Annotated in this window: 18 protein-coding genes and 1 pseudogene; 12 read left to right on the top strand and 7 right to left on the bottom strand. The window is 60.5% G+C overall.

Annotation, left to right across the window (positions count from 1 at the left end; translation table 11 throughout):
- Window positions 1–79: 79 nt before the first annotated feature.
- The gene (locus FQ182_RS10840; protein WP_149412473.1) at window positions 80–790 is read right to left on the bottom strand and encodes a tellurite resistance TerB family protein; all 711 of its coding nucleotides are present in this window, start codon (window positions 788–790) and stop codon (window positions 80–82) included.
- 190 nt (window positions 791–980) lie between these two features.
- Here FQ182_RS10840 and FQ182_RS10845 point away from each other — a divergent pair, with 190 nt between their 5' ends.
- From FQ182_RS10845 to FQ182_RS10885, 9 genes and pseudogenes are all read left to right on the top strand, one after another.
- Entirely contained in the window at window positions 981–1,892 is a 912-nt protein-coding gene (locus tag FQ182_RS10845) for a LysR family transcriptional regulator (RefSeq protein ID WP_149412472.1), read from the top strand.
- A 132-nt stretch (window positions 1,893–2,024) separates the two neighbouring features.
- A complete protein-coding gene (locus tag FQ182_RS10850; protein WP_178114436.1) occupies window positions 2,025–3,482 on the top strand; it encodes a gamma-aminobutyraldehyde dehydrogenase in 1,458 nt (485 codons plus the stop codon).
- 73 nt (window positions 3,483–3,555) lie between these two features.
- Window positions 3,556–4,707 (top strand): putative ABC transporter substrate-binding protein YdcS, encoded by a 1,152-nt coding sequence (gene ydcS / locus FQ182_RS10855; protein ID WP_149412470.1) that lies wholly within the window; start codon window positions 3,556–3,558, stop codon window positions 4,705–4,707.
- A gap of 252 nt (window positions 4,708–4,959) precedes the next feature.
- Window positions 4,960–5,994, top strand: a complete 1,035-nt coding sequence (locus FQ182_RS10860) for an ABC transporter ATP-binding protein (RefSeq protein WP_149412469.1) — start codon at window positions 4,960–4,962, stop codon at window positions 5,992–5,994.
- A 1-nt stretch (window position 5,995) separates the two neighbouring features.
- Window positions 5,996–6,925 carry an ABC transporter permease gene (locus FQ182_RS10865; protein WP_149412468.1) on the top strand — a complete coding sequence of 310 codons (930 nt, stop codon included), beginning with the start codon at window positions 5,996–5,998 and terminating at the stop codon, window positions 6,923–6,925.
- A complete protein-coding gene (locus FQ182_RS10870) occupies window positions 6,915–7,724 on the top strand; it encodes an ABC transporter permease (protein WP_149412467.1) in 810 nt (269 codons plus the stop codon). The genes FQ182_RS10865 and FQ182_RS10870 overlap by 11 nt, the downstream gene beginning before the upstream one ends.
- A gap of 21 nt (window positions 7,725–7,745) precedes the next feature.
- Window positions 7,746–9,170 (top strand): gamma-aminobutyraldehyde dehydrogenase, encoded by a 1,425-nt coding sequence (locus tag FQ182_RS10875; RefSeq protein ID WP_149412466.1) that lies wholly within the window; start codon window positions 7,746–7,748, stop codon window positions 9,168–9,170.
- Window positions 9,171–9,224: 54 nt separating this feature from the next.
- Window positions 9,225–11,086: pseudogene (locus tag FQ182_RS10880) on the top strand (NAD(P)-binding protein).
- A 219-nt stretch (window positions 11,087–11,305) separates the two neighbouring features.
- Window positions 11,306–12,931 carry a glucan biosynthesis protein D gene (locus FQ182_RS10885; protein WP_149412465.1) on the top strand — a complete coding sequence of 542 codons (1,626 nt, stop codon included), beginning with the start codon at window positions 11,306–11,308 and terminating at the stop codon, window positions 12,929–12,931.
- Window positions 12,932–12,938: 7 nt separating this feature from the next.
- On the opposite strand, the gene FQ182_RS10890 is transcribed toward FQ182_RS10885, so the two are convergent.
- The 3 genes from FQ182_RS10890 to FQ182_RS10905 all read right to left on the bottom strand — a co-directional run bounded on the left by FQ182_RS10890 (window position 12,939) and on the right by FQ182_RS10905 (window position 16,596).
- Window positions 12,939–14,045 carry an NADH:flavin oxidoreductase/NADH oxidase gene (locus tag FQ182_RS10890; protein WP_149412464.1) on the bottom strand — a complete coding sequence of 369 codons (1,107 nt, stop codon included), beginning with the start codon at window positions 14,043–14,045 and terminating at the stop codon, window positions 12,939–12,941.
- 151 nt (window positions 14,046–14,196) lie between these two features.
- Complete coding sequence (gene recJ, locus FQ182_RS10895; protein WP_149412463.1) at window positions 14,197–15,906, bottom strand: single-stranded-DNA-specific exonuclease RecJ; 1,710 nt, start codon at window positions 15,904–15,906, stop codon at window positions 14,197–14,199.
- A gap of 147 nt (window positions 15,907–16,053) precedes the next feature.
- The gene (locus FQ182_RS10905) at window positions 16,054–16,596 is read right to left on the bottom strand and encodes a YaeQ family protein (protein ID WP_149412461.1); all 543 of its coding nucleotides are present in this window, start codon (window positions 16,594–16,596) and stop codon (window positions 16,054–16,056) included.
- Window positions 16,597–16,744: 148 nt separating this feature from the next.
- On the opposite strand from FQ182_RS10905, the gene FQ182_RS10910 reads away from it, so the two are divergent.
- Together FQ182_RS10910 and FQ182_RS10915 are read left to right on the top strand one after the other, a co-directional pair.
- On the top strand, window positions 16,745–17,944 hold the full coding sequence (locus FQ182_RS10910; protein ID WP_149412460.1) for a CaiB/BaiF CoA-transferase family protein: 1,200 nt from the start codon (window positions 16,745–16,747) through the stop codon (window positions 17,942–17,944).
- 28 nt (window positions 17,945–17,972) lie between these two features.
- Window positions 17,973–18,857 (top strand): TIGR02285 family protein, encoded by an 885-nt coding sequence (locus FQ182_RS10915; RefSeq protein ID WP_149412459.1) that lies wholly within the window; start codon window positions 17,973–17,975, stop codon window positions 18,855–18,857.
- A gap of 170 nt (window positions 18,858–19,027) precedes the next feature.
- On the opposite strand, the gene FQ182_RS10920 is transcribed toward FQ182_RS10915, so the two are convergent.
- Complete coding sequence (locus FQ182_RS10920; protein WP_149412458.1) at window positions 19,028–19,312, bottom strand: DUF3509 domain-containing protein; 285 nt, start codon at window positions 19,310–19,312, stop codon at window positions 19,028–19,030.
- A gap of 358 nt (window positions 19,313–19,670) precedes the next feature.
- On the opposite strand from FQ182_RS10920, the gene FQ182_RS10925 reads away from it, so the two are divergent.
- Complete coding sequence (locus tag FQ182_RS10925; protein ID WP_178114437.1) at window positions 19,671–20,300, top strand: response regulator transcription factor; 630 nt, start codon at window positions 19,671–19,673, stop codon at window positions 20,298–20,300.
- Here the strand turns inward: FQ182_RS10925 and FQ182_RS10930 are convergent.
- On the bottom strand, window positions 20,297–21,526 hold the full coding sequence (locus tag FQ182_RS10930; protein WP_149412456.1) for an EAL domain-containing protein: 1,230 nt from the start codon (window positions 21,524–21,526) through the stop codon (window positions 20,297–20,299). The genes FQ182_RS10925 and FQ182_RS10930 overlap by 4 nt on opposite strands.
- 73 nt (window positions 21,527–21,599) lie before the next feature.
- The gene (locus FQ182_RS10935) at window positions 21,600–25,181 is read right to left on the bottom strand and encodes a transporter substrate-binding domain-containing protein (protein ID WP_149412455.1); all 3,582 of its coding nucleotides are present in this window, start codon (window positions 25,179–25,181) and stop codon (window positions 21,600–21,602) included.
- Window positions 25,182–25,236 lie beyond the last annotated feature (55 nt).

A 25,236-nucleotide genomic window follows, 5' to 3' on the forward strand; every position in this document is an offset into this window, starting at 1 on the left:
TGCGGGACAAGTCTCACGGAATACAAAAACACCCCGGAGCAGTAATGCAGCCGGGGTGTTTGGGATGTGGACTGTGGGGTCAGACCGTTGCTTGGCGCACCTGCTTTTCCAGCTCGGCCTTGAGACCTGGCTCCAGTTTCAGTTGGCGAGCCAATTCATCGAGGTAGGACTTTTCCATGAAATTCTCCTCATCCACCAGCATTACGCTGGCGATGTACATCTCGGCCGCCATTTCCGGGGTGCTGGCGGCACGGGCGACGTCGGCGGGGTCCAGGGGCTTGTTGAGTTCGGCGTGCAGCCAGTGTTGCAACTCCTGGTCATTGTCCAGTTTGGTGAACTCGCCTTCGATCAGCGCCCGCTCGCGTTCGTCGACATGACCATCGGCCTTCGCCGCAGCGACCAACGCCTTGAGAATCGCCTGGCTGTGCTGTTCAACCTGGGCCGGCGGCAAGCGATCAATGGTCTGCGGCTCACCTTGTGGCGCGCTGGCCTGTTGCGCCTGCCAGTTGCCGTAGGCTTTGTAGGCAATCACACCCAACGCCGCGAGGCCGCCGTAGGTCAGGGCCTTGCCGCCAAAGTTGCGGGCTTTTTTGTTGCCCAGCAACAGGCCCATGGCCCCGGCCGCCAAGGCACCACCTCCCGCCCCACCCAGCAGGCTGCCGAGCCCGCCACCGCCGAGCAAACCGCCCAGGGCACCTTTGTCAGCACCTTTGTGCTGGCTGCCAGCCTTGTTTTTCAGCATGTCCTGGCCGGACTTGAGCAACTGATCGAGCAATCCACGGGTATTCATTCGTAGCCTCCAGACACTAGGGTTCATAGGACCAATAGGCCCCCAGCGTAAAACTAAGTGCCAAAAAGCCCCGATCTAGAGTGCTTCTAGATGTAACGCGCTCTTGCAGCTTAAAGCTTGCAGCTGCCCTTCTCTAAAACCGATATACACTCGAGCAAATCTATAAAAACACTCCACTGGTAATTCCAGCATGATGACCTTGCGTCAGATCCGTCACTTCATCGCCGTGGCCGAGACCGGCTCGATCTCCGCCGCCGCCCAAACCGCGTTCATTTCCCAGTCCACGCTGACCCTGGCAATCCAGCAACTGGAACAGGAAATCGGCGTCAACCTGTTCAACCGCCACGCCAAGGGCATGACCCTGACCCACCAGGGCCATCAGTTCCTGCGCCAGGCGCACTTGATCCTCGCCACCGTCGACAATGCCAAGCGCAGCCTGCAACAGAGTACCGACCAGGTGGCCGGGCAACTGATCATCGGGGTGACCAGCCTGGTGGCCGGCTATTATTTGGCCGATTTGCTGACCCGCTTCCAGCGCGCCTACCCCAACGTCGAGCTTCGGGTGATGGAAGATGAACGCCCGTATATCGAGCATTTGCTGGTCAGCGGCGAAATCGATGTCGGCGTGCTAATAGTCTCCAACCTCGAAGATCGTCATGCCTTGCAGACCGAAGTCCTCACGCACTCGCCCCACCGCCTGTGGCTACCAGCCCAACACCCGCTGCTGGAACACGACAGCATCAACCTCGCCGACGTGACCCGCGAGCCGCTGATTCAATTGAACGTCGACGAAATGGACCACAACGCCCAACGTATGTGGGCCGGTGCCGGGCTGCAACCCCGCGTCACCTTGCGCACCGCCTCCACCGAAGCGGTTCGAAGCCTGGTGGCAGCAGGCTTGGGCGTGTCGATCCAACCCGACATGACCTACCGGCCCTGGTCGCTTGAAGGCGACATCATTGAGGCACGGCCAATTGCCGACCTCAGCCAAACCCTCGACGTCGGCCTGGCCTGGCGCCGGGGCACGGCCCGCCCGGCGTTGGTGGACCCGTTCCTCACCGTAGCCCGTGAACAACCTCACCCGCGCAAGCCATCTATTTAATCGAATGCTGCTTTCAGTATTTAGTATTTGTTGACCTCGCGCCTGACCTCTAGTCTCTGCTCATCCATAAGAGAAGGTCAGGCGCCTTGCAAGAGACCGCCCATGACCACACAAGAAAAGAGATCGCGAAAAATGTCTGGCGCGCCCACACCGCTGCTCACCGCGTTGCTGATCGACGGCGAACTGGTCCCAGGCCAGGGTTTCGTCGAACCGATCGTCAACCCGGCCACCGGTGAAATCCTCACCCATATCGCCGAAGCCAGCACCGAGCAGGTCGAATCCGCCATCCTCGCCGCCCACCGCGCTTTTGCCGGCTGGTCGCGAACCACGCCACAGCAGCGTTCGAACATTCTTCTGGGCATCGCCGATGCCATCGAAAAACAAGCTGACTATCTGGCCCGCCTGGAATCGTTGAACTGCGGAAAGCCGTTGCACCTGGCGCGCCAGGACGATTTGAGCGCCACCGTCGATGTGTTCCGCTTCTTCGCTGGCGCCGTGCGTTGCCAGACCGGGCAACTGAGCGGCGAATACCTGCCGGGCTACACCAGCATGGTGCGCCGCGACCCTATCGGGGTCGTCGCTTCGATTGCGCCGTGGAACTACCCGCTGATGATGGCCGCCTGGAAAATCGCCCCGGCCCTGGCCGCCGGCAATACCCTGGTATTCAAGCCATCGGAACACACGCCGCTGTCGATCCTCGCCCTGGCGCCCGCGCTGAACCAATTGCTACCGCGTGGGGTGATCAACATTCTGTGTGGCGGCGGTGAAGGTGTTGGCAGTCATCTGGTCAGCCACCCAAAAGTGCGCATGGTGTCGCTGACCGGCGATATCGTCACCGGGCAAAAAATTCTGCAAGCCGCGTCCAAGACACTGAAACGCACCCACCTGGAACTGGGTGGCAAGGCGCCAGTGATCGTCTGCAACGACGCCGACCTGGCGGCCGTGGTCGAGGGCGTACGCGCCTACGGTTATTACAACGCCGGCCAGGACTGCACCGCTGCGTGCCGCATTTATGCCCAGGCGGGAATTCACGACAAGCTGGTGGCCGATCTCGGCGCGGCAGTCAGCAGCCTGCGCTTTGCCGGCAAGCGCGACGCCGACAACGAACTCGGCCCGCTGATCAGCACCCGCCAGCGCGACCGTGTGGCCAGCTTCGTCGAGCGCGCCCTCGGCCAACCCCATATCGAACGCGTGACCGGCGCGGCCGTGCATTCCGGCGCTGGCTTCTATTACCAGCCGACCTTACTGGCTGGCTGTAAGCAGAACGATGAAATCGTCCAGCGCGAAGTGTTCGGCCCAGTAGTCACCGTGACCCGCTTCGACGAACTGGAGCAGGCGGTGGATTGGGCCAACGACTCGGAATACGGACTGGCTTCATCGGTGTGGACGCAGAACCTGGACAAGGCCATGCAAGTGGCGGCGCGGCTGCAGTACGGCTGCACCTGGATCAACAGCCATTTCATGCTGGTCAGCGAAATGCCCCACGGCGGCTTGAAGCGCTCGGGGTATGGCAAAGACCTGTCCAGTGATTCGCTACAGGACTACAGCGTGGTGCGCCATATCATGGCGCGCCATGGCCAGCATCTTTAAAACAACAACATAAGCTCACGCATCACCTGCTGCAAAAACTGCCCCGACCATAATTAAAGAAGAGGGAATCCCCATGTCTGCGCACAAGACCGCACTGCTCAGTGCCCTGACCACCGCGCTGCTGGCCAGCGTCAGTATCCAGGCCGCCGAACCGCTCAAGGCGGTCGGGGCCGGTGAAGGCCAGTTAGATATCGTCGCTTGGCCCGGCTACATCGAGCGTGGCGAAAGTGACAAGAACTACGACTGGGTCACCGGTTTCGAGAAGGAAACCGGCTGCAAGGTCAACGTCAAGACCGCCGCCACCTCCGATGAGATGGTCAGCCTGATGGCCAAGGGTGGCTACGACCTGGTCACAGCCTCGGGCGATGCCTCGTTGCGACTGATCGGCGGCAAGCGTGTGCAGCCGATCAACACCTCGCTGATCCCCAACTGGAAGAACATCGACCCGCGCCTCAAAGATGCGCCGTGGTACGTGGTTGGCCAGCAAACCTACGGCACCCCGTACCAGTGGGGCCCGAACGTGTTGATGTACAACACCAACGTGTTCAAGACCGCACCTACCAGCTGGAACGTGCTGTTCGAGGCGCAGAACCTGCCGGACGGCAAGCCGAACAAAGGTCGCGTGCAGGCCTATGACGGCCCGATCTACATCGCCGACGCGGCGCTGTACCTCAAGAGCACCCAGCCGGAACTGGGCATCCAGAGCCCGTATGAGCTGACCGAAACCCAGTACAAGGCCGCGCTCGATCTGTTGCGTGCTCAGCAACCGTTGATCCACCGCTACTGGCACGACACCACCGTGCAAATGAGTGACTTCAAGAACGAAGGCGTGGTGGCGTCCAGCGCCTGGCCGTATCAGGTCAACGGCCTGATCAACGAGAAGCAGCCGATTGCCTCGACCATCCCTCAGGAAGGCGCAACCGGCTGGGCCGATACCACCATGTTGCACTCCGAAGCCAAACACCCGAACTGTGCCTACAAGTGGATGGACTGGTCGCTGCAGCCAAAAGTCCAGGGTGATGTCGCGGCGTGGTTCGGCTCCTTGCCAGCGGTACCGGCTGCCTGCCAGGGCAGTGAACTACTCGGCGCCGAGGGTTGCAAGACCAACGGTTTCGACCAGTTCGAGAAGATCGCCTTCTGGAAAACCCCGCAGGCTGAAGGCGGCAAGTTCGTGCCGTACAGCCGCTGGACCCAGGATTACATTGCGATCATGGGCGGTCGCTAAACGCTCGTTGTGGCAAGAAGCATTGTGTGGCGAGCGGGCTTGCCCGCGCTGGACGGCGAAGCCGTCCCAATAAGACAGCCGCGGTTTTTCTGAAAGACCGTGTTGGCTGATCTCAGGGCTGCTACGCAGCCCAACGCGGGCAAGCCCGCTCGCCACATAAGCCTGACTATCACAGATAAACATCGATTCAGTTTTTTCAGAAGTCCAGGCCGGGCCGCTGCGACGATCTACGCCTTTTTGGAGCACCGCACCATGACGCTTGCAGTCCAATTCACCCACGTTTCCCGTCAGTTCGGCGAAGTGAAAGCCGTTGACCGGGTTTCCATCGATATCCAGGACGGCGAGTTCTTTTCCATGCTCGGCCCTTCCGGCTCGGGCAAGACCACCTGCCTGCGCCTGATTGCCGGTTTCGAGCAGCCAAGCGCCGGCTCCATCCGCATTCACGGTAAAGAAGCCGCCGGGTTGCCGCCCTATCAGCGGGACGTCAACACCGTGTTTCAGGATTACGCGCTGTTCCCCCACATGAACGTGCGGGACAACGTCGCCTACGGCCTGAAAGTCAAAGGCGTGGGCAAGACCGAACGCCTCAATCGCGCCGAAGAAACGCTGGCCATGGTTGCCCTCGGCGGTTATGGCGAGCGAAAACCGGTGCAACTGTCCGGTGGCCAACGCCAGCGGGTAGCCCTGGCTCGCGCCTTGGTCAATCGCCCTCGCGTGCTGCTGCTCGATGAGCCCTTGGGTGCCCTCGACCTGAAGCTGCGCGAGCAAATGCAAAGCGAGCTGAAAAAGCTGCAACGCCAGCTCGGCATCACCTTCATCTTCGTCACCCACGACCAGACTGAAGCGCTGTCGATGTCTGATCGGGTTGCGGTCTTCAACAAGGGCCGCATCGAACAGGTCGACACCCCGCGCAACCTGTACATGAAACCGGCCACCACCTTCGTCGCCGAATTCGTCGGCACCTCCAACGTGATTCGTGGCGACCTGGCGCAGCGCTTGAGCGGCAGCCCGCAGCCGTTCTCGATCCGCCCGGAACATGTGCGTTTCGCCGAAGGCCCGCTAGGCAATGGCGAAGTGGAAGTCAGCGGCGTGCTGCATGACATCCAGTACCAGGGCAGCGCCACCCGCTATGAATTGAAACTGGAAAACGGCCAGGCGCTGAACATCAGCCAGGCCAACAACCAGTGGCTGGACATCAGCGTCGGCCACCAGACCGGCCAGCCGATCACCGCCCGCTGGGCGCGGGAAGCCATGACCCCGCTGACCGACTTCGCAGGCGAGGTGTGACATGAGCCTGGCCCTGACTCAATCGCCGATGCGCAGGTTTTCCAACCTGCTGTACAGCAAGCCCAACCTGTACCTGTCGCTGCTGCTGATACCGCCGCTGATCTGGTTCGGTGCGATCTACCTGGGTTCGTTGCTGACTTTGCTGTGGCAAGGGTTCTACACCTTCGACGACTTCACCATGGCGGTGACGCCGGACCTGACCCTGGCCAACTTCGCCGCGCTGTTCCAGCCGTCGAACTTCGACATCATCCTGCGCACCTTGAGCATGGCGATTGTGGTGTCTATCGCCAGCGCTATCGTCGCGTTCCCCATCGCCTACTACATGGCGCGCTACACCACGGGCAAGACCAAAGCGTTTTTCTACATTGCGGTGATGATGCCGATGTGGGCCAGCTACATCGTCAAGGCTTATGCCTGGACTCTGCTGCTGGCCAAGGGGGGCGTGGCACAGTGGTTCGTCCTGCACCTGGGACTGGAGCCGGTGCTGCAGTTCATCATGGGGATTCCCGGTGTCGGCGGCAGCACCTTGTCCACCTCGCATCTGGGGCGGTTCATGGTGTTTGTCTACATCTGGCTGCCGTTCATGATCCTGCCAATCCAGGCGTCCCTGGAACGCTTGCCGCCGTCGTTGCTGCAAGCTTCGGCGGACCTGGGCGCCAAGCCGCGCCAGACCTTCATGCAGGTGATTCTGCCGCTGTCGGTGCCAGGAATTGCTGCCGGTTCCATCTTTACCTTTTCGCTAACCCTGGGCGACTTCATCGTGCCGCAACTGGTAGGCCCGCCGGGCTACTTCGTCGGCGGCATGGTCTACGCCCAGCAAGGCGCCATCGGCAATATGCCCATGGCGGCGGCGTTCACCCTGGTGCCCATCGTATTGATCGCGGTTTACCTGTCTATCGTCAAACGCCTGGGGGCCTTCGATGCACTCTGAAAAAGCTTCGTGGAGTCTAAAAGTTGCGGCTTGGGGCGGATTGGTCTTTCTGCACTTCCCTATCCTGATCATCTTCCTCTACGCCTTCAACACCGAAGAAGCGGCGTTCAGCTTTCCGCCCCAGGGCTTCACCCTGAAGTGGTTCAGCGTCGCCTTCTCAAGGCCCGACGTGCTGGAAGCGATCAAGTTGTCCCTGCAAATCGCCGCCATCGCCACGCTGATTGCGATGGTGCTCGGCACCCTGGCCTCGGCCGCGCTGTATCGCCGGGAGTTCTTCGGCAAGCAAGGCATCTCGCTGATGCTGATCCTGCCGATTGCCCTGCCGGGGATCATCACCGGTATTGCGTTGCTGGCGACCTTCAAGACGCTGGGGATTGAGCCGGGGATGTTCACCATCATCGTCGGCCACGCAACCTTCTGTGTGGTGATCGTCTACAACAACGTTATCGCCCGTTTGCGCCGCACCTCCCACAGCCTGATCGAAGCGTCGATGGATTTAGGCGCTGACGGCTGGCAGACCTTTCGCTACATCATCATGCCCAACCTCGGTTCGGCGTTGCTGGCCGGCGGCATGTTGGCGTTCGCCTTGTCGTTCGACGAAATCATCGTCACCACCTTCACCGCCGGCCACGAGCGCACCTTGCCGCTGTGGCTGCTCAACCAATTGAGCCGACCACGAGATGTGCCGGTGACCAACGTGGTGGCGATGCTGGTGATGATCGTGACGATGTTTCCGATTCTCGGTGCCTATTACCTGACCCGCGGCGGTGAAAGCGTGGCCGGTAGCGGCGGTAAATAATTGTTTGAAGAGGACACTCATATGCAAACCAAACTGCTGATCAACGGCCATCTGGTCGAAGGTGAAGGCCCGGCGCAGCCGGTGTTCAACCCGGCGCTGGGCCGTGTGCTGGTGGAGATCAAGGAAGCCAGTGAAGCGCAGGTCGACGCTGCGGTGCGTGCCGCCGATGCCGCCTTTGAAGGCTGGTCGCAGACGCCGCCCAAAGACCGCTCCTTGCTGTTGCTGAAACTGGCCGATGCTATCGAAGCCCATGGCGAAGAACTGGCCAAGCTTGAGTCGGACAACTGCGGCAAACCCTACAGCGCTGCGCTGAACGACGAGATCCCGGCGGTTGCCGATGTGTTCCGCTTCTTCGCTGGCGCCAGCCGCTGCATGAGCGGTTCGGCGGGCGGTGAATATCTGCCTGGTCACACCTCGATGATCCGCCGCGACCCGGTGGGCGTCATCGCCTCCATCGCGCCGTGGAACTACCCACTGATGATGGTCGCCTGGAAAATTGCCCCGGCCCTGGCCGCAGGTAATACCGTGGTACTCAAGCCGTCGGAACAAACCCCACTGACCGCCCTGCGCCTGGTGGAACTGGCTGCTGAAATTTTCCCGGCCGGTGTGCTCAACCTGGTGTTTGGCCGTGGGCCGAGTGTCGGTAGCCCATTGGTGAATCATCCGAAAGTGCGCATGGTTTCGCTGACCGGCTCCATCGCCACAGGTGCCAATATCATTTCCAGCACCGCCGACAGCGTTAAACGCATGCACATGGAGCTGGGCGGCAAGGCACCGGTGATCATCTTCAATGATGCCGATATCGATGCGGCTGTGGAGGGCATTCGTACCTTCGGTTTCTACAACGCCGGGCAGGATTGCACCGCCGCGTGCCGGATTTACGCGCAAGCGGATATCTACGATGCCTTCGTCGAGAAGCTGGGCGCGGCCGTCGCCAGCATCAAATATGGTTTGCAGGATGATCCGGACACCGAACTGGGTCCGCTGATCACCGCGCAACACCGTGACCGCGTGGCCGGTTTTGTCGAGCGTGCGATGGCGCAATCCCACATTCGGTTGATCACCGGCGGCAAGGCGGTGGAAGGCAATGGCTTCTTCTTTGAGCCTACGGTGCTCGCAGATGCTCAGCAGGACGATGAGATCGTGCGGCGCGAGGTGTTCGGGCCGGTGGTGTCGGTGACCAAGTTCACCGATGAGGCACAGGTTTTGGCCTGGGCCAACGACTCGGATTACGGCCTGGCATCCTCAGTGTGGACCGCCGATGTCGGTCGTGCGCATCGTTTGGCAGCACGCTTGCAGTACGGCTGCACCTGGGTAAACACCCACTTCATGCTGGTCAGCGAAATGCCTCACGGCGGTCAGAAACTGTCCGGCTATGGCAAGGACATGTCCATGTACGGGCTGGAGGACTACACCACGGTTCGCCATGTGATGTTCAAGCACTGACCTCGTTCCTACAGTAAAAGCACCTCATAACAATAAATACTTTCAGGACCCCTCATGGACATTACCCGCCGCGACTTCCTCAACGGCGTCGCCATCACCATTGCCGCCGGCATGACGCCGCTGCAAATCCTCCAGGCCGCCCCCGATGGCCGTTACTACCCGCCGGCCCTCACGGGCCTTCGGGGCAGCCACGTCGGCTCGTTCGAAATTGCCCACCAGATGGGCTGGGAGAAAAAGGTCTTCGACACCGAAAACTACCGATCACTGAAGACTACGACCTGGTGGTGGTCGGTGGTGGCCTGAGCGGCTTGTCAGCGGCCTGGTTCTACCGCGAAAAGCATCCGAAGGCGAAGATCCTGGTCCTGGAAAACCACGATGACTTCGGCGGCCATGCCAAGCGCAACGAGTTCCAGGCCGGGGGCCGGATGATCATCGGTTATGGCGGCAGCGAGGCGTTCCAGTCGCCCAATCATCTGTACAGCCAGGAAGTGAACGGCCTGCTGAAAAAACTCGGGGTGAATATCAAGCGCTTCGAGACCGCCTTCGACCGTCAGTTCTATCCAGGGTTGGGCCTGTCACGCGGGGTGTTCTTCGATAAGGAAAACTTCGGTGAAGACAAACTGGTCACCGGCGACCCGACGCCGATGGTGGCCGACGATATCGCCCCGGATCAGTTGCATGCCCGCTCCATCAGCGACTTCATCAACGACTTCCCGCTACCCGAAGCCGACCGCCAGGCACTGATCGCCCTGCACGTCGCGCCCAAGGACTACCTGCCAGGCAAGACCACCGAGGAAAAGGCCGACTACCTGGCCGTCACCAGCTATCGCAATTTCCTGCTCAAGGACGTGGGATTGTCTGAAGGCGCGGTGAAGTACTTCCAGAGCCGTACCAATGACTTCATGGCCCTGAGCATTGATGCTGTTGCGTCGTCCGATGCCTACAACGTGGGTTTCCCCGGCTTCGGCGGGATGAACCTGGCGCCCATCAGCGAAGAAGCTGCGGCGGAAATGGAAGAGCCCTACATCTACCACTTCCCCGATGGCAACGCGTCCCTGGCACGCCTGATGGTGCGCAGCTTGATTCCGGCCGTGGCGCCGGGGCACACCATGGATGACGTGGTGCTGGCAGCGTTTGACTACGCCAAGCTTGATCAGCCCAAGGCACCGGTGCGGATACGCTTGAACAGCACCGCAGTCAGCGTGCGCAACGTTGGCGACGGCGTGCATATCGGCTACAGCCGTGGCGGCAAGCTCGCCCAGGTACGCGGCAAACGCTGCATCCTGGCCTGCTACAACATGATGATTCCGTACCTGCTGCGTGACCTCCCGGCGGAACAGGCCTACGCCCTGAGCCAGAATGTAAAGTTCCCGCTGGTGTACACCAAGGTGGTGATCCGCAACTGGCAGTCATTCCAGAAGCTCGGTGTGCATGAGATTTACGCGGCCACCCAGCCCTACAGCCGGATCAAGCTGGACTACCCGGTGAGCATGGGCGGCTACGATCACCCTCGCGATCCGACGCAGCCGATTGGTTTGCACATGGTCTACGTGCCCACCAGCCCCAACAGCGGCATGAACGCCCGCGACCAGGCCCGCGCCGGACGCGGTCGGTTGTATGGGCAGACCTTCGAAGTGCTTGAGGCGCAACTGCGCGATCAGTTGCAACGCATGCTCGGCCCAGGCGGGTTCAACCATGAGACGGACATCCTGGCGATCACGATCAATCGCTGGACCCATGGTTATGCGTACTTTTCCAACAGCCTGTTTGATGATGCCGACGAAAGCGAAAAGCTGATGAACCTGGCGCGCAAGCCCGTGGGGCATGTAAGCATCGCCAACTCGGATGCGGCGTGGAGCGCTTATGCCCATGCGGCGATTGATGAGGCGTGGCGGGCGGTAGGGGAAGTGGGCTAACCATCATTTCGGAGCGAGCAAGCTCGCTCCTACATATCTTGTTTCACATCCGACGCCATTACCTCGCTATCAATCATTTTTTATCCGCCACCGAACGGCTTAAGCTATTTGGCATCTGTTTAATGTCCGTTGCGTTTGGCCGAAGGCATGTCCGAACCGTTATTTCTGATCCAGCACGTGCCAGGAACGGCGCGGGATTGTCCACGACAGGTTGTCTCTATGCACCGCAGGAATTTGCTCAAAGCGTCCATGGCCATTGCGGCTTACACAGGTCTATCGGCCAGCGGCCTCTTGGCTGCACAGGCCTGGGCGGGTAATCGCACCGCTGATGGCGAGGCCCAGGCGTTCGACTTCGACGCGCTGAAGATCCAGGCCAAGCAACTGGCCGGCAAGCGCTACCTGGACACCAAGCAGGTGCTGCCGCCGACCCTGGCGACCATGACCCCGCAAAACTTCAATGCCATCGGCTACGACGGCAAGCATTCGTTGTGGAAAGAGGTGAACGGCCAATTGGACGTGCAGTTTTTCCATGTCGGCATGGGCTTCAAGACGCCAGTGCGCATGCATAGCGTCGACCCAAAAACCCGCCAGGCTCGCGAGGTGCATTTTCGACCGGAGCTGTTCAACTACGAAAAAACCACGGTGGACACCAAACAGCTCACAGGTGACCTGGGTTTTTCCGGGTTCAAGCTGTTCAAGGCCCCAGAACTGGATCGGCACGACGTGTTGTCTTTTCTCGGCGCCAGTTATTTCCGCGCGGTGGATGCCACTGGTCAGTACGGTCTCTCTGCCCGCGGCCTGGCAATCGACACCTACGCGAAAAAACGCGAGGAATTCCCCGATTTCACCCAGTTCTGGTTCGAGACCCCGGACAAGGACAGCACCCGTTTCGTGGTCTACGCCCTGCTGGACTCGCCGAGCGCCACGGGTGCCTACCGTTTCGACATCGACTGCCAGGCCAACCAGGTCGTCATGGCCATCGATGCCCATATCAACGCCCGCACCACCATTGAACAACTGGGCATCGCACCGATGACCAGCATGTTCAGCTGTGGCACCCATGAACGGCGGATGTGCGACACCATCCACCCGCAAATCCACGACTCAGATCGCCTGGCGATGTGGCGCGGCAACGGCGAGTGGATCTGCCGCCCGCTGAACAACCCGGCGACCTTGCAGTTCAACGCCTTCGCCGACAAAGACCCGAAAGGTTTCGGCCTGGTGCAGACCGACCATGAGTTCGCCAGCTATCAGGACACGGTCGACTGGTACAGCAAGCGTCCAAGCCTGTGGGTAGAACCGACAACCGCGTGGGGCGAAGGCTCTATCGACCTGTTGGAAATTCCTACTACCGGTGAAACCATGGACAACATCGTGGCTTTCTGGACGCCGAAAAAACCAGTGGCCGCTGGCGACTCGTTGAACTACGGCTACAAGCTGTACTGGAGCGCATTACCGCCGGTCAGCACACCGCTGGCGCAGGTCGACGCCACCCGTTCGGGCATGGGTGGTTTCACTGAAGGTTGGGCACCGGGCGAGCATTACCCGCCCGTCTGGGCACGACGTTTTGCCGTGGACTTCAAAGGGGGTGGCCTGGACCGCTTGCCAGAGGGCACGGGGATCGAGCCGGTAGTCACCTGCTCCCATGGCGAACTGAAGGACTTCAGCGTGCTGGTGCTGGATGCCATCAAGGGCTATCGAATCCTGTTCGACTGGTATCCGACCAGTGACAGTGTGGAGCCCGTGGAACTGCGACTGTTTATCCGCACCAATGACCGGACCCTGAGTGAAACCTGGTTGTACCAGTACTTCCCGCCAGCACTGGACAAGCGCAAATACACGTAACGCACGATCAATCCCGCAGGTCAGACTCATGAATAGGCTGATCCCGATGGGTCGCCCGCTGATACTGCGCCGGCCAGATGGCCTTGCGTCCGCCCAGGTCATCGTCGGCATGCAGCGGCCAGTACGGATCACGCAACAGCTCACGGGCTAGGAAGATGATGTCTGCCTGGCAGGTGCGCAGGATGTGCTCGGCTTGAGCAGGCTCGGTAATCATTCCCACGGTGCCGGTGGCCATACCGGATTCCTTGCGCACGCGCTCGGCGAAGCGGGTCTGGTAACCGGGGCCTATAGGGATTTCCGCATTGGCGGCGGTGCCGCCGGACGACACGTCAATCAGGTCGACGCCCAGGTCTTTCAGGCGCCGGGCCAGCTCCACAGTTTCGTCCGGGTTCCAGCCATCTTCAACCCAGTCGGTGGCCGACACCCGCACAAACAGCGGCAGTTCTTGCGGCCAGACCTCGCGCACCGCCTCGGTGACTTGCAGCACCAGGCGGATGCGATTTTCGAAGGAGCCGCCGTATTGATCCTGACGCTGATTGCTCAGGGGCGAGAGAAATTGATGCAACAAATAGCCATGGGCGGCATGAATTTCCACCACGCTGAAACCAGCGCTCAAGGCGCGCTTGGCGGCGGCGACAAAATCAGCAATCACGCTCTGGATTTGCTCTTCGTCCAACTGTTTCGGTACGGTGTGCTGCGGGTCAAAGGCAATCGGTGATGGCCCGATCGGAACCCAGCCGCCGTCTTCGGGCTTGACGCTGCCGTGCTTGCCGATCCACGGCCGATGGGTGCTCGCCTTGCGCCCGGCGTGGGCCAATTGAATCCCCGCCACCGAGCCTTGGGCGCTGATGAAGCGGGTGATGCGTTGCAGCGGTTCGATCTGTTCGTCGTTCCAAAGCCCCAGGTCCTGGGCGGTGATCCGACCATCGGCCGTCACGGCGGTGGCTTCGGTAAAAATCAGCCCGGCGCCACCGACGGCACGGCTGCCGAGGTGCACCAGGTGCCAGTCATTGGCCAGGCCGTCAACGGCGCTGTACTGGCACATTGGCGACACGGCAATGCGGTTGAGCAGGGTCAATTGGCGCAAAGTGTAGGGTTCTAGCAGCAGACTCATGGGGCACCTCTTTTATGCAGTGGGCAGGCTCCAGGGTTCTGTTTGAAAGGTCGACGAAAAACCCGTCCCCGGCGGGCTGAAAAAAGACAAGGTCACAAGACCAATCACACAGTACTTAGAGATTAGTCGACAACGGGGGATTGCACAGGGTTCAGCGCGGCTCGATGTGGGCAATCATCAACTGTACGGTTTCCTGGCCACGGAATTCATTGACGTCTAGTTTGTAGGCCAACTCCACCCAGCGAATGTTCGGGTTTGGCCAAATCTCGCGGTCGACGCCAAAGGCGATGCCGTCCAGTTTCACCGAGCCACATTCACTCTTGAGTACCACTTTAAGGTGCCGCTCGCCCACCACACGCTGTTCCACCAACTGGAACACACCGTGAAACAACGGCTCGGGAAAATGCTGGCCCCACGGCCCGGCGTTGCGCAGGGCGCGGGCCAGTTCCAGATGGAATTCCTCGACCGCCAGGGTGCCATCAGACAGCAGGCGCCCGGTGAGGTCTTCTTCGCGCAGCTGCCGACGTACTTCGGTGTCGAAGGCTTCGGCGAACAGCGGGAAATTGGCTTCAGGCAAGGTCAGGCCGGCCGCCATGGCGTGGCCCCCGTACTTGGCGATCAGGTTCGGGTGCTGGCTAGCCACCACCGCCAGGGCATCGCGAATATGAAAGCCCGGCACCGAACGCCCCGACCCCTTGAGCAGTCCGTCGCCGGCATCGGCAAAGGCGATGGTCGGGCGGAAGTAACGCTCTTTCATCCGCGACGCCAGAATCCCGATGACGCCCTGGTGCCACTCCGGATCGAACAGGCACAGGCCGAACGGCATGGACTCCACCGGCAAGTCCTTGAGTTGGGCCAGGGCTTCGCGCTGCATGCCCTGCTCGATGGACTTGCGGTCCTGGTTCATGCCGTCCAGTTGCGCGGCCATTTCCCGGGCAGCGGCGAAGTCGCTGGTGAGCAGGCATTCGATGCCCAGGCTCATGTCATCCAGACGGCCGGCGGCGTTGAGCCTTGGGCCAAGGATAAAACCCAGGTCGGTGGACGTGATGCGCGCGTGGTCACGCTTGGCCACTTCGAGGATCGCCTTGATCCCCGGCCGGGCGCGACCGGCGCGAATGCGTTCCAGGCCTTGATAGACCAGGATGCGGTTGTTGGCATCCAGGGGCACCACGTCGGCCACGCTGCCCAGGGCCACCAGGTCCAACAGCTCGCCGATGTTCGGCTGGGGTTTGCTCTCGTACCAGCCAAGGCTGCGCAAACGGGCACGCAAGGCCATCAGCACGTAGAAGATCACGCCAACACCGGCCAGGGCTTTGCTGGGGAACTCGCAGCCTGGCTGGTTCGGGTTGACGATGGCATCAGCCGCCGGCAGTTCGTCGCCAGGCAAGTGGTGGTCGGTAACCAGCACCTTGAGCCCCGCCGCTTTCGCCGCTGCCACGCCTTCGACACTGGAGATGCCGTTGTCCACGGTGATCAGCAACTGCGGCTCACGCTGCAGGGCCACGGCGACGATTTCCGGGGTCAGGCCATAGCCGAACTCAAAACGGTTGGGCACCAGGTAGTCGACGTGAGCGGCACCGAGCAAGCGCAGGCCAAGCATGCCCACGGTGCTGGCGGTGGCGCCGTCGGCATCGAAGTCACCGACGATCAGGATCCGCTGGCGCTGCTCCAGGGCGATCACCAGCAAATCCACTGCGGCATCGATACCCTTGAGCTGCTGATACGGGATCAACCGTGCCAGGCTTTTATCCAGCTCGGCTTCCGACTCCACCCCGCGTGCGGCGTAGAGACGGGTCAGCAGCGGTGGCAGTTCACCGAGAAATGGCAGGACGGCGGGCAGCGGGCGAGGTTCGATACGCATGGGGTGACGGGGGCTTCTCTTAAATTGTAGGAGCGAGCTTGCTCGCGATGGTCGTTAACGATGACGCGTGTTGCCTGAATAAACGCGCTGTCCTCAGGTTCATCGCGAGCAAGCTCGCTCCTACAGGAGGCCGCATAAAACCAATGCCTAGCCGCGCTCGCCAACCAGCCATTCAAGCTGGACTTCATGCTGGCCACGGTCATCGGTCACAAAGATCGTACCTTCGCTGATCATCACGTCCCACTTGATCACCCGTGGCATGTCTTTGGCCAGGGTTTCGAGAATCTCCTGGGGCACGGCAGCGATGTGCACGTTTTTCAGGTTTTTCGCCACGGGAATCACCTTGCCTTCCCAGACCCGCAGGCTGCCGTATGCCAGTAAGCTGGTGCGTTCGGTACGACGCGAGCACCAGGTCAAGCGGTCGGCATCGGGCTGGCCGACTTCGATCCAGTGCAAAACTCGATCATCCAGGCTTTTTTCCCACAGGGCTGGCTCGTCTACATCTGACAGACCACGACCAAACGACAACTGCTCGTTGTACCAAAAGGCATAGGCCAGCAACCGCACGGTCATGCGCTCTTCGGTTTCCGACGGGTGGCGGGCGATGGTCCGCTTGATGCTCTCGTACACCGAACGATCGAGGTCGGTGAGGTTGAGTTCAAATTTGTAGGTCGTGGACGGCTGGGCCATGAACGGGCTTCTAGAGACTGGGAAAGGCGGCAAGTCTAACCGATGGAGGGGGCATTCAACGAATCCTGCGCTACATCATCCTTATCCCTGCACCGCTCGCCTATGTTAAAAGGCATCACAAACACGCCCCGCGCCTGAGAGGATCCTCATGTCGTTTACCGCCAAACCGCTTGCCGGCCTGAAAGTCATCGAACTCGGCACCCTGATCGCCGGCCCTTTCGCGTCCCGCATCTGCGCCGAGTTCGGTGCCGAGGTGATCAAGGTCGAATCCCCGGATGGCGGCGACCCTCTGCGAAAATGGCGCAAGCTGTATGAAGGCACGTCCTTGTGGTGGTTCGTCCAGGCGCGCAACAAACAGTCGCTGACCCTGAACCTCAAACATCCGGACGGCCTGGCGATCCTCAAGCAATTGCTGGCAGATGCAGACATTCTGATCGAGAACTTTCGCCCTGGGGTGCTGGAAAAGCTCGGCCTTGGCTGGGAAACCTTGCACGCACTGAACCCTAAACTGGTGATGGTGCGCCTCTCGGGCTTCGGCCAGACCGGGCCGATGAAGAATCAACCGGGATTCGGCGCGGTGGGCGAATCCATGGGTGGCCTGCGCTATATCACTGGTTTCGAGGACCGTGCGCCGGTGCGAACCGGGATTTCCATCGGCGATTCGATTGCCGCCTTGTGGGCGGTGATCGGCGCGCTGATGGCTTTGCGTCATCGCGAGGTCAACGGTGGCCTGGGCCAGGTGGTGGATGTGGCGTTGTATGAAGCCATCTTCGCCATGATGGAAAGCATGATTCCGGAGTTCGACGTGTTCGGTTTTATCCGCGAGCGCACCGGCAATATCATGCCAGGGATTACGCCCTCGTCGATCCACACCAGCGCCGACGGCAAGCATGTGCAGATCGGCGCCAATGGCGATGCGATCTTCAAGCGTTTCATGCTGGTCATCGGGCGCGAGGATTTGGCCAATGACCCGCAACTTGCCAGCAACGATGGCCGTGACAGCCGGCGCGACGAGCTGTATGGGGTGATTGATCGCTGGGTCAACTCGTTGCCACTGGAGCAAGTGGTAGAGCAGTTGAACCAGGCCGAGGTACCCGCCAGCCGGATCTACAGCGCTGAAGACATGCTCGGCGATCCGCAATTTCTCGCCCGCGAGATGTTCCTCCAGGCGAAGCTGCCAGGGGGCAAGGACTTCAAGATGCCCGGCATCGTGCCCAAACTCTCAGACACCCCCGGCAGCTGCGAGTGGGTCGGCCCGCAGTTGGGAGAGCACAACGCTGTGGTGCTCAACTCACTGGGCTACGACGACGCGGCCATTACCCGTTTGCGTAAAGATGGCGCTATCTGATGCGGTTTTCAGGAGAACACTCAAGATAATGGCCTGTCGCCTCAAGAGACGCTTCCTTCGCCTGTTTTTCATTACTTCGCTGCTCGGGGCGCTACCGCTATCGAGCCAGGCCGAGGAAACCTTGACGTGGCTGATGCGCGACCTGCCGCCGATGACCATTTTCGAAGGCCCGCAAAAGGGTCAGGGCACCGTCGACCAATTTCTGCCGATACTCATTGAACACTTACCGGAATACCGGCACCAGATCCTCCACGTCAACCGTGCCCGAGGCATGCAAATGCTGCTGGCGCCCTCCTTCACCTGCGATCTGTCCTTGTTGTGGACGCCGGCACGAGCAAAGTCGATTGTATTTTCCACCCCAGCCTTCGCGGTGCTAAGCAATGGCGTAGCGATCCGCCGATCCCAACAGGACGCGCTGGCGCCTTTCGTCGTTGACGGCAAGGTCGACCTGGAAAAGCTGTTGGACGCCAGGGACGCGCGCCTTGGGGTAGTCGCCGAGCGCAGCTATGGCCCTTTCATTGATGAGCGATTGCAACACACTGACCCGCACAAACTGACGCCGCATTACGGCAACGATGCACTGGGAAGCCTGCTGCAAATGCAGCGCCTGGGGCGACTAGAGGCAGTGCTGGGCTACTGGACAGAAATTCGTTATCAGGCCCGGCAACAGGGTATTGATCCCAACGACTTGATCTTCTATCCGATCACCGGCACCGCGCTTTATCAGCGAATCCATATCGGTTGCTCCGACACCGCCCAGGGTCGACAAGCCATTGAACACATCGACCACGTGTTGCAAAGCATCCCCCAGGAGCCACTGCTACAGTCCTACGCCTCATGGCTCGACCCAGTGCTGCGCGAACAATATCTGAAAGACAACCCGCTGTTTTTCGAAGACTCTCCAGGCCAATGACAAATCCCGGGCAAAAAGAAACCCCGAGAAGTGGGGAGACGACTCGGGGTTAAACGTGGCCTATAAAGACCAGTACAACAAGCTACAAGCACCGGAGCACAATGCTTGATCTTGCTGTTACAAAATCTGACTCGCCCTACCGTAGGAAGGTTCCAAATAAAAATAATTCTTCATGCCACCGCGCCGGTACGGGTCAGGGCCGCATTGCGCAACGCCGCGATAACCGAGGGTTCCAGGCGCCCTTCGGCGATCATCAAGTCGCGGTGCAGACAGTCCACTACGTCCACCAGTGAGCGCTTGTCGGTCAATTGCGCCCGGTCGACTTCACGCTCGACAACAATGGCACCGGCTGGATTCTTCACGGTCACCAGGCATTCGCCCTGCACACCAGAGGTGGTCAGCGTAACCTGATAAGGGCTCAGTGCTTCACCGAGCAATAGGCTGATACTTTCCATCTCGATCACCACTCAATAGTTCGAAAACAATCGTGTAAACGGGAGCTGCATCTACCCTTAGTGACTACTTGTGACGTAGGAAAGTTCGCCTTTTCGTCTTTGGGGCCTGTAGGGGAATGACTTCAAGAGCATGCGCTTGCAATATGACAACGAAAAAACGGTCGCTCATAACTGCTTATTTAATAACCTGAAATCAGACGACTCTTCGGCTATTGACGTTATTGGCCAGGCCTATAAAGGAGGGAAAGCGGCATTTTTTGAGCATCGCTGCGCACCGTCTTCAGCTCACTTGCCCCGCTAACAGGCTAGAATCCCCGGATTATCCTGGGAGCCCGCCTTGAGAGCGTCTGAAAAGCCATTGCGCATCGTCCTCGCCGACGACCATCCGATTTTTCTCATCGGTTTGCGGGCGGTACTGGAGCACGACGAACGGCTGAGCATCGTCGGTGAAGCCAACTCCCCCCAAGCCCTTACCGAGCTGCTGCAACACTGCCCCTGCGATGTGCTGGTCACCGACTTCATGATGCCCGCCGAGCCCCAGGCAGATGGCTTGCGCCTGATTGAACAGCTACGTCGCCATTACCCGACCCTGCCCATCGTGGTGGTGACCATGCTCAATAACGCCGGGTTGTTTCACGCCATCCTGGAACTGGGCGTCATAGGCCTGCTGAGCAAGGCCAGCCTAGCGAATGAACTGCCTGAAGCGATCAGGCAGGCACGGCACCAACGACCCTATGTGGCACACACCATTCGTCAGGCGCTGAGCCTGGCAGGCCCTGATCGACTGTATTCCCACGATCAACTGTCACCCCGTGAACTGGAAGTGATCCGCCTGCTGGCTGCTGGATTGACGGTGGGCGAAATCGCGGCGAACCTCCATCGCAGCAAACAGACCGTCAGTGCGCAAAAAGTCGGTGCCATGCGCAAGCTCGGACTGACCAGCGATGCAGCGCTGTTCATTTACGTGCAAGAACACGGTCTAACCTAGACTGCAAACCCTGGGCACTGCGCGATCCATCTCTTTAGCGCTTGAGCGCACATGGGGGGAGCGATAAAACAGCCTTGCAACCAGGCAGATCCCAACTCACACACGGCGTCACGGTCAGCAGCGGTTTCAATGCCGGTGACCACCACACCCACGCCCAGATGCCCAGCCATACCCATGGCTCCGGCGACCACCGCAGCTTTGCGTTCATCGCCCGCCATCCCGCAGGCGAAGGCAGGCGGGATTTTCAGTTCAGTGAAGGGCAGCTCCAGCAGGCGCTGCAAACTGGTGCCACCCACGCCGAAGTCACCGATGGACAGCTTGCAGCCGATCATCCGCAAGCGGAGCAAACCGGTGACATGGGCGCTGTCGGTCTTTAAACGAGAGGTTTCGACCAGTTCCAGGGTCAGGCTGTTGGCAGGTACGGCGTAGCGCTGCAACAACCCTTGCAGTATCTGGGGGAAATGCGGATGTTCCAGCATCCGACCCGCCAGGTTGACCGCCACCGGCAGTACCTTGCCTGTCTCCCGTAATACCTGAGTGGCAATGCCTAGCGCCTCTTCCAGCATATGCCAGGTAAACGCCTCTTCCATGCCAGCAAACTCCAGCGCTGGAAGAAATTCCTCGGGCAACAGCAATTCACCCTCAGGATGCTGCCACCGGGCCAGCGCCTCAACCCCTTGCAACTCTCCCGCCTGACTGACGATAGGCTGAAACCAGGCACTGGCGCAGCGCGCGATGGCGGCCTGACCGACATCCGGCGAGGGTGGCAGCGTCTCTACTTCACTCAAGCCCAGCAACTGACGCACCAGTTCCCAAGACATGACGGGGGGCCCTGGACGCAAGCGCTGCTGGCAAGCCGTCAACAATTGCCCGATCAACTTGGCCGACGCTGGCTTGGGCAAGCAACCCAGCACATTGAGCCCGGCCTGGCGCGCCATGTTCGCGACGCCCTCCAGGACGTCCGGCTCGGCACTGCTCAACAGAATCAGCACTTGAGCCAGCTGGCGCTCGGCCAGCTCACGGATTAGCTCCAGGCCATCGCCCTGTTCCAGGTACAGATCGCAAATAGCGATGTCCACCGGCCCCTTGCTCTCCAGTGACTGGCGGGCTGCCTCGACACTTTCGGCCGTCAACACGTTGAACACACCGTTGGCATTGAGCATCTGGTGCAGGGCCATCAGCTGGAACGGGTTATCTTCAAGGATCAGGACGTTAAGGGAGCGCATGGGAAACTCTACCGGGGGGACGCGAGGCGGCCCAGACTAGCCAAAAACCCGGTGATACCCCATAGGACGAGTCTTATTTTCCCTCATCCAGATAAGGCTCAAGGTCACTGCGCAACTCAATCAGCGCTTGGCACAGCGTCAGCCATTGCGCCTCGATCTCGTCGCCACGCTGCTCTCGGACACAGGTTTCAAGCGCCACGCAGGCCTTAGCCAGCGGCAACGCATCCACCAGGCAACAAATGCCCTTGAGGCGATGCAGCGAGGCGGTCAGTCGCGCCAGGTCTTGATCCGCCAAGGCCGCGGCCATCACTTCCTGTTCGTGCTCAAGGCTCTTCGCCAGCTCCTGCAACATCCGCTGCAGGACCGGCCCGTCGGCCTGAGTCATGGTGCGCAGGGTATGAATATCAAAGGAGCGCAAAGGCGCCACGCGGGCGAGCACCTGGTTCCAGTGCTCCAGGGTGATGGGCTTGACCAGCAGCTCGTCCATTCCCGCCTCCAGGCAACGCTGCTGTTCGTCATCCAGGGCATTGGCCGTGCATCCCACCAGCGCGCTGCGCGGTCTTTGCTCCTGCGCTTCAATCCGGCGGATGGCCTCGCTCAAGGCATAGCCGGACATACCCGGCATGTTGCAATCGGTCACCAGCACGTCAAACACCTCGTTGCGCCAACGCTGCAAGGCCGCTTCGGCCGAATCAAGGGCCACCACCTGATGGCCGAGAAACTGCAGCTGCTGAGCCAGCACCAGACGGTTGGCCGGCAGGTCATCCACGATCAGCACCGACAGGCTGCGGCCGGCAGCCGGCAACGGCACAACAGGCGCCGCCGGCACATCGTCACTGCTGACCCGGTCCAGGTACAGGTCGATGCACACCACTGTGCCCTCCCCCACAACACTTTTCAGGGTGATAGTGCCGCCCATCAACTCCACCAGTTGCTGGCAGATGCTCAAGCCCAGGCCCGTCCCGCCGTGTTCGGCCGCCGTCAACGCGCTGACCTGAATAAACGGCTTGAACACCCGCGCCTGTTGCTCGATACCGATACCCGGCCCGCTGTCCTCGACACACAAATGCAGGTAGTGGGCACCCGCCTCATCCAGCTTGCAGGCGACACTGACGCGAACCTCTCCGCGCTCGGTAAATTTGAGCGCATTGCCCAACAGGTTATGCATCACCTGGCGCAGGCGAAGCGGGTCGAACCAGTAATACCCTTGCGCCGCCGGATCAAAGGCCAGGGTCAAGTGCAGGCCCTTTTTCTGGGCCATGGCTTCAAACAGCCGCTGAATACCTACGAAAAAGCCTTTCAGGTCGGTGGTTTGCGGCACCAGTTGTAAATGACCCGCTTCGATCTTGGCCAGATCCAGGCTGTCGCCCATCAGCGCGATCAGCTCCCGCGCCGAGCGATGGGCCACACGCAGCCCTTCGGACACGGGCTTGCCTTCGGCCAAGGCTCGCTCCTGTTCCAGCTCAAGCAAACCGATGATGGCGGTCATCGGTGTGCGAATCTCGTGGCTCAGGGTCGAGAGGAAGGCACTTTTCGCATAGTTCGCCTCATCGGCGGCCTGGCGTGCGTCCATCAACTGGTTTTCCAGGACCTTGCGCTCGTTGATGTCGATCCAGCCACCGAGCAAGCCCTGCAATTGGCCCTGAGCGTCAAAAAACGGCACCGTCCATTGATAGACGTGAAAGGTCCCACCGTTGAACTCCAGTTGCCGATCGACAAACAGCGACTGTTGCGTCGCCAGTTGCTCCATGTGACCGGCATGCAGGCGCGCAGCTGTCGCCTCGGGCATCAGGCCGCTTTCCATCAGCGTCAGGCCTTGAATCTGCTCACGCCGGGTGGCCAGTTGCTGCTCATAGCTGGTGTTGCAAGTCACCAAACGGCCGGCCAGATCACGCACGAACACCGGGTTGGGCATGCCATCGAGCAGAGCGCTCTTGAAGGCCAACTGATCGTTGAGCCGATGCTCAGCCTCCAGCCGCTGGCGGATCTGACGCTTGAGCCGGCTGTTCCAGGCCAGGGACACCAGCACAAACAGGATCGCCATGGCGACCGTCCAATAAGCCCAAGGCGGCACACGCTGCCAGGCCGGCACAGGGATCGGCACGGCGCCCAGCCAGCGCAGGCGCAAAGCGCTCAACTCGGCTACGGGCAGCGCCTCCAGCGCCTTGTTCAAAATGCTCAGCAGCTCGGGTTGGCCCTTGCGCACCGACAGGCTGTTAACCGACCACTTGCCCTCGACACTGCGACCGACGCGCAACTTATCGGCCAGGTAACTCTGCACCTCCACTTCGCTCTGTATGGTCGCCGCCGCGTTACCCCGGATCACCAGCTCACGGGCCTGGGCATAGTTACCCACCGACCGCAGCTCAATCTCGGGATGCTCACGGCGAATGTAACTTTCCAGAACATGGCGTGCCGGCAGCGCCAGCACCTTGCCGGAAAGCTCGCTCAAACCGGTCAGTGGTGGTGCTTCGGCGCGCTGGATAAACACCCATCCGGAGCCACCAAAACCATGACTGAAATTGAGAAATGCCTTGCGCTCCTTATTCTCGACCAAGGTGGTGTTCATATCCGCCCTGCCCGTCTCCAGCAACGCCAGGGTTTGCGTGGTGGAAAACACTTCCTCCAGGACGAACTGCACGCCGGTCATGCGAGAAATTCGGTTGAGCAGGTCGACATTCAGGCCCACCCACTGGCCCTCCTTGTCCTTGAATACATACGGCGACAGTTGCTGGGACGCCACCACCACATGAGGATGCCCAAGCACCCACGCCCGCTCCGAGGCCGACAAGGCTATGCGTTCCGCCGCAATACCGACGCCCAGGCCGGTGGTCCAGCGCGCCAGTATTTCCCGCTGCACCGACTCATCGATACTCGACAGCGCCCGGTCCATCATCGTCCCCAATAGCGGGTCGGCCTCACGCGTGGCAAAGGCAAAGCCAATAGGCGCGAGCCTACTCTCCACCTTGATCTGCAAGCCCAGGTAGGGGCGCAGCGACTTGTAGGCCCGCACGATCACTTCGTTGCCGATAAACGCATCGGCATCGCCTTGCTTGAGCGCTTCAAGGCCACTGTAGAGATTGGGCGCCAACATGATATGACTGGCGGGATACGCCCTATGGACGTTATTGACGTTGGCGTAGCCGTCGAGCAATACCACCTTCTTGTCCTTGAGGTCGTCGTTCTGGGTGGTGTCGTCCCGGCGCACGACCACCACCGAGCGATCTGGCATGTAGTCACGGGTAAATCGCAGCCCGGGCACGTCACGCTCGTAGCCGTTGGCGCTGGTGAGAATATCGATAGCTCCGGTACGCAAGGCTTCTACCGCCTGTGCTCGTTCGGCGAAGCCCAGTACTTGCATCGGCGCATCGAGACGCGCACCGATCAGGCTCAGGTAATCGGCACTGATGCCCTGGTAGCGATTGTGGTCGCGGGTGATATCAATCGGCTGGTAGTCATCAATGGAGATGCCCACCTTCAATGTCCGATGGGCCGCCATCCATTGCTGCTCGGCGGGGGTCAGGGACAAAGGCCCCAGCGGGATAAACGCCGGCACCAGCTTGAAGGGCAGACTGACGGCGGCCAGGCTTGCAGGCCCATGGCCGAGCAACAGCACACACACCAGCCATACGTACCCTCGGGTCGATAAACACACCGTGTTGGTTCCTTGATTGTTCTTGTCAGTCGCCTGCGCAAGTATGGCTCGCCAC

This window comes from Pseudomonas sp. ANT_H4 (genome assembly GCF_008369295.1).
Classification (GTDB): Bacteria; Pseudomonadota; Gammaproteobacteria; order Pseudomonadales; family Pseudomonadaceae; genus Aquipseudomonas.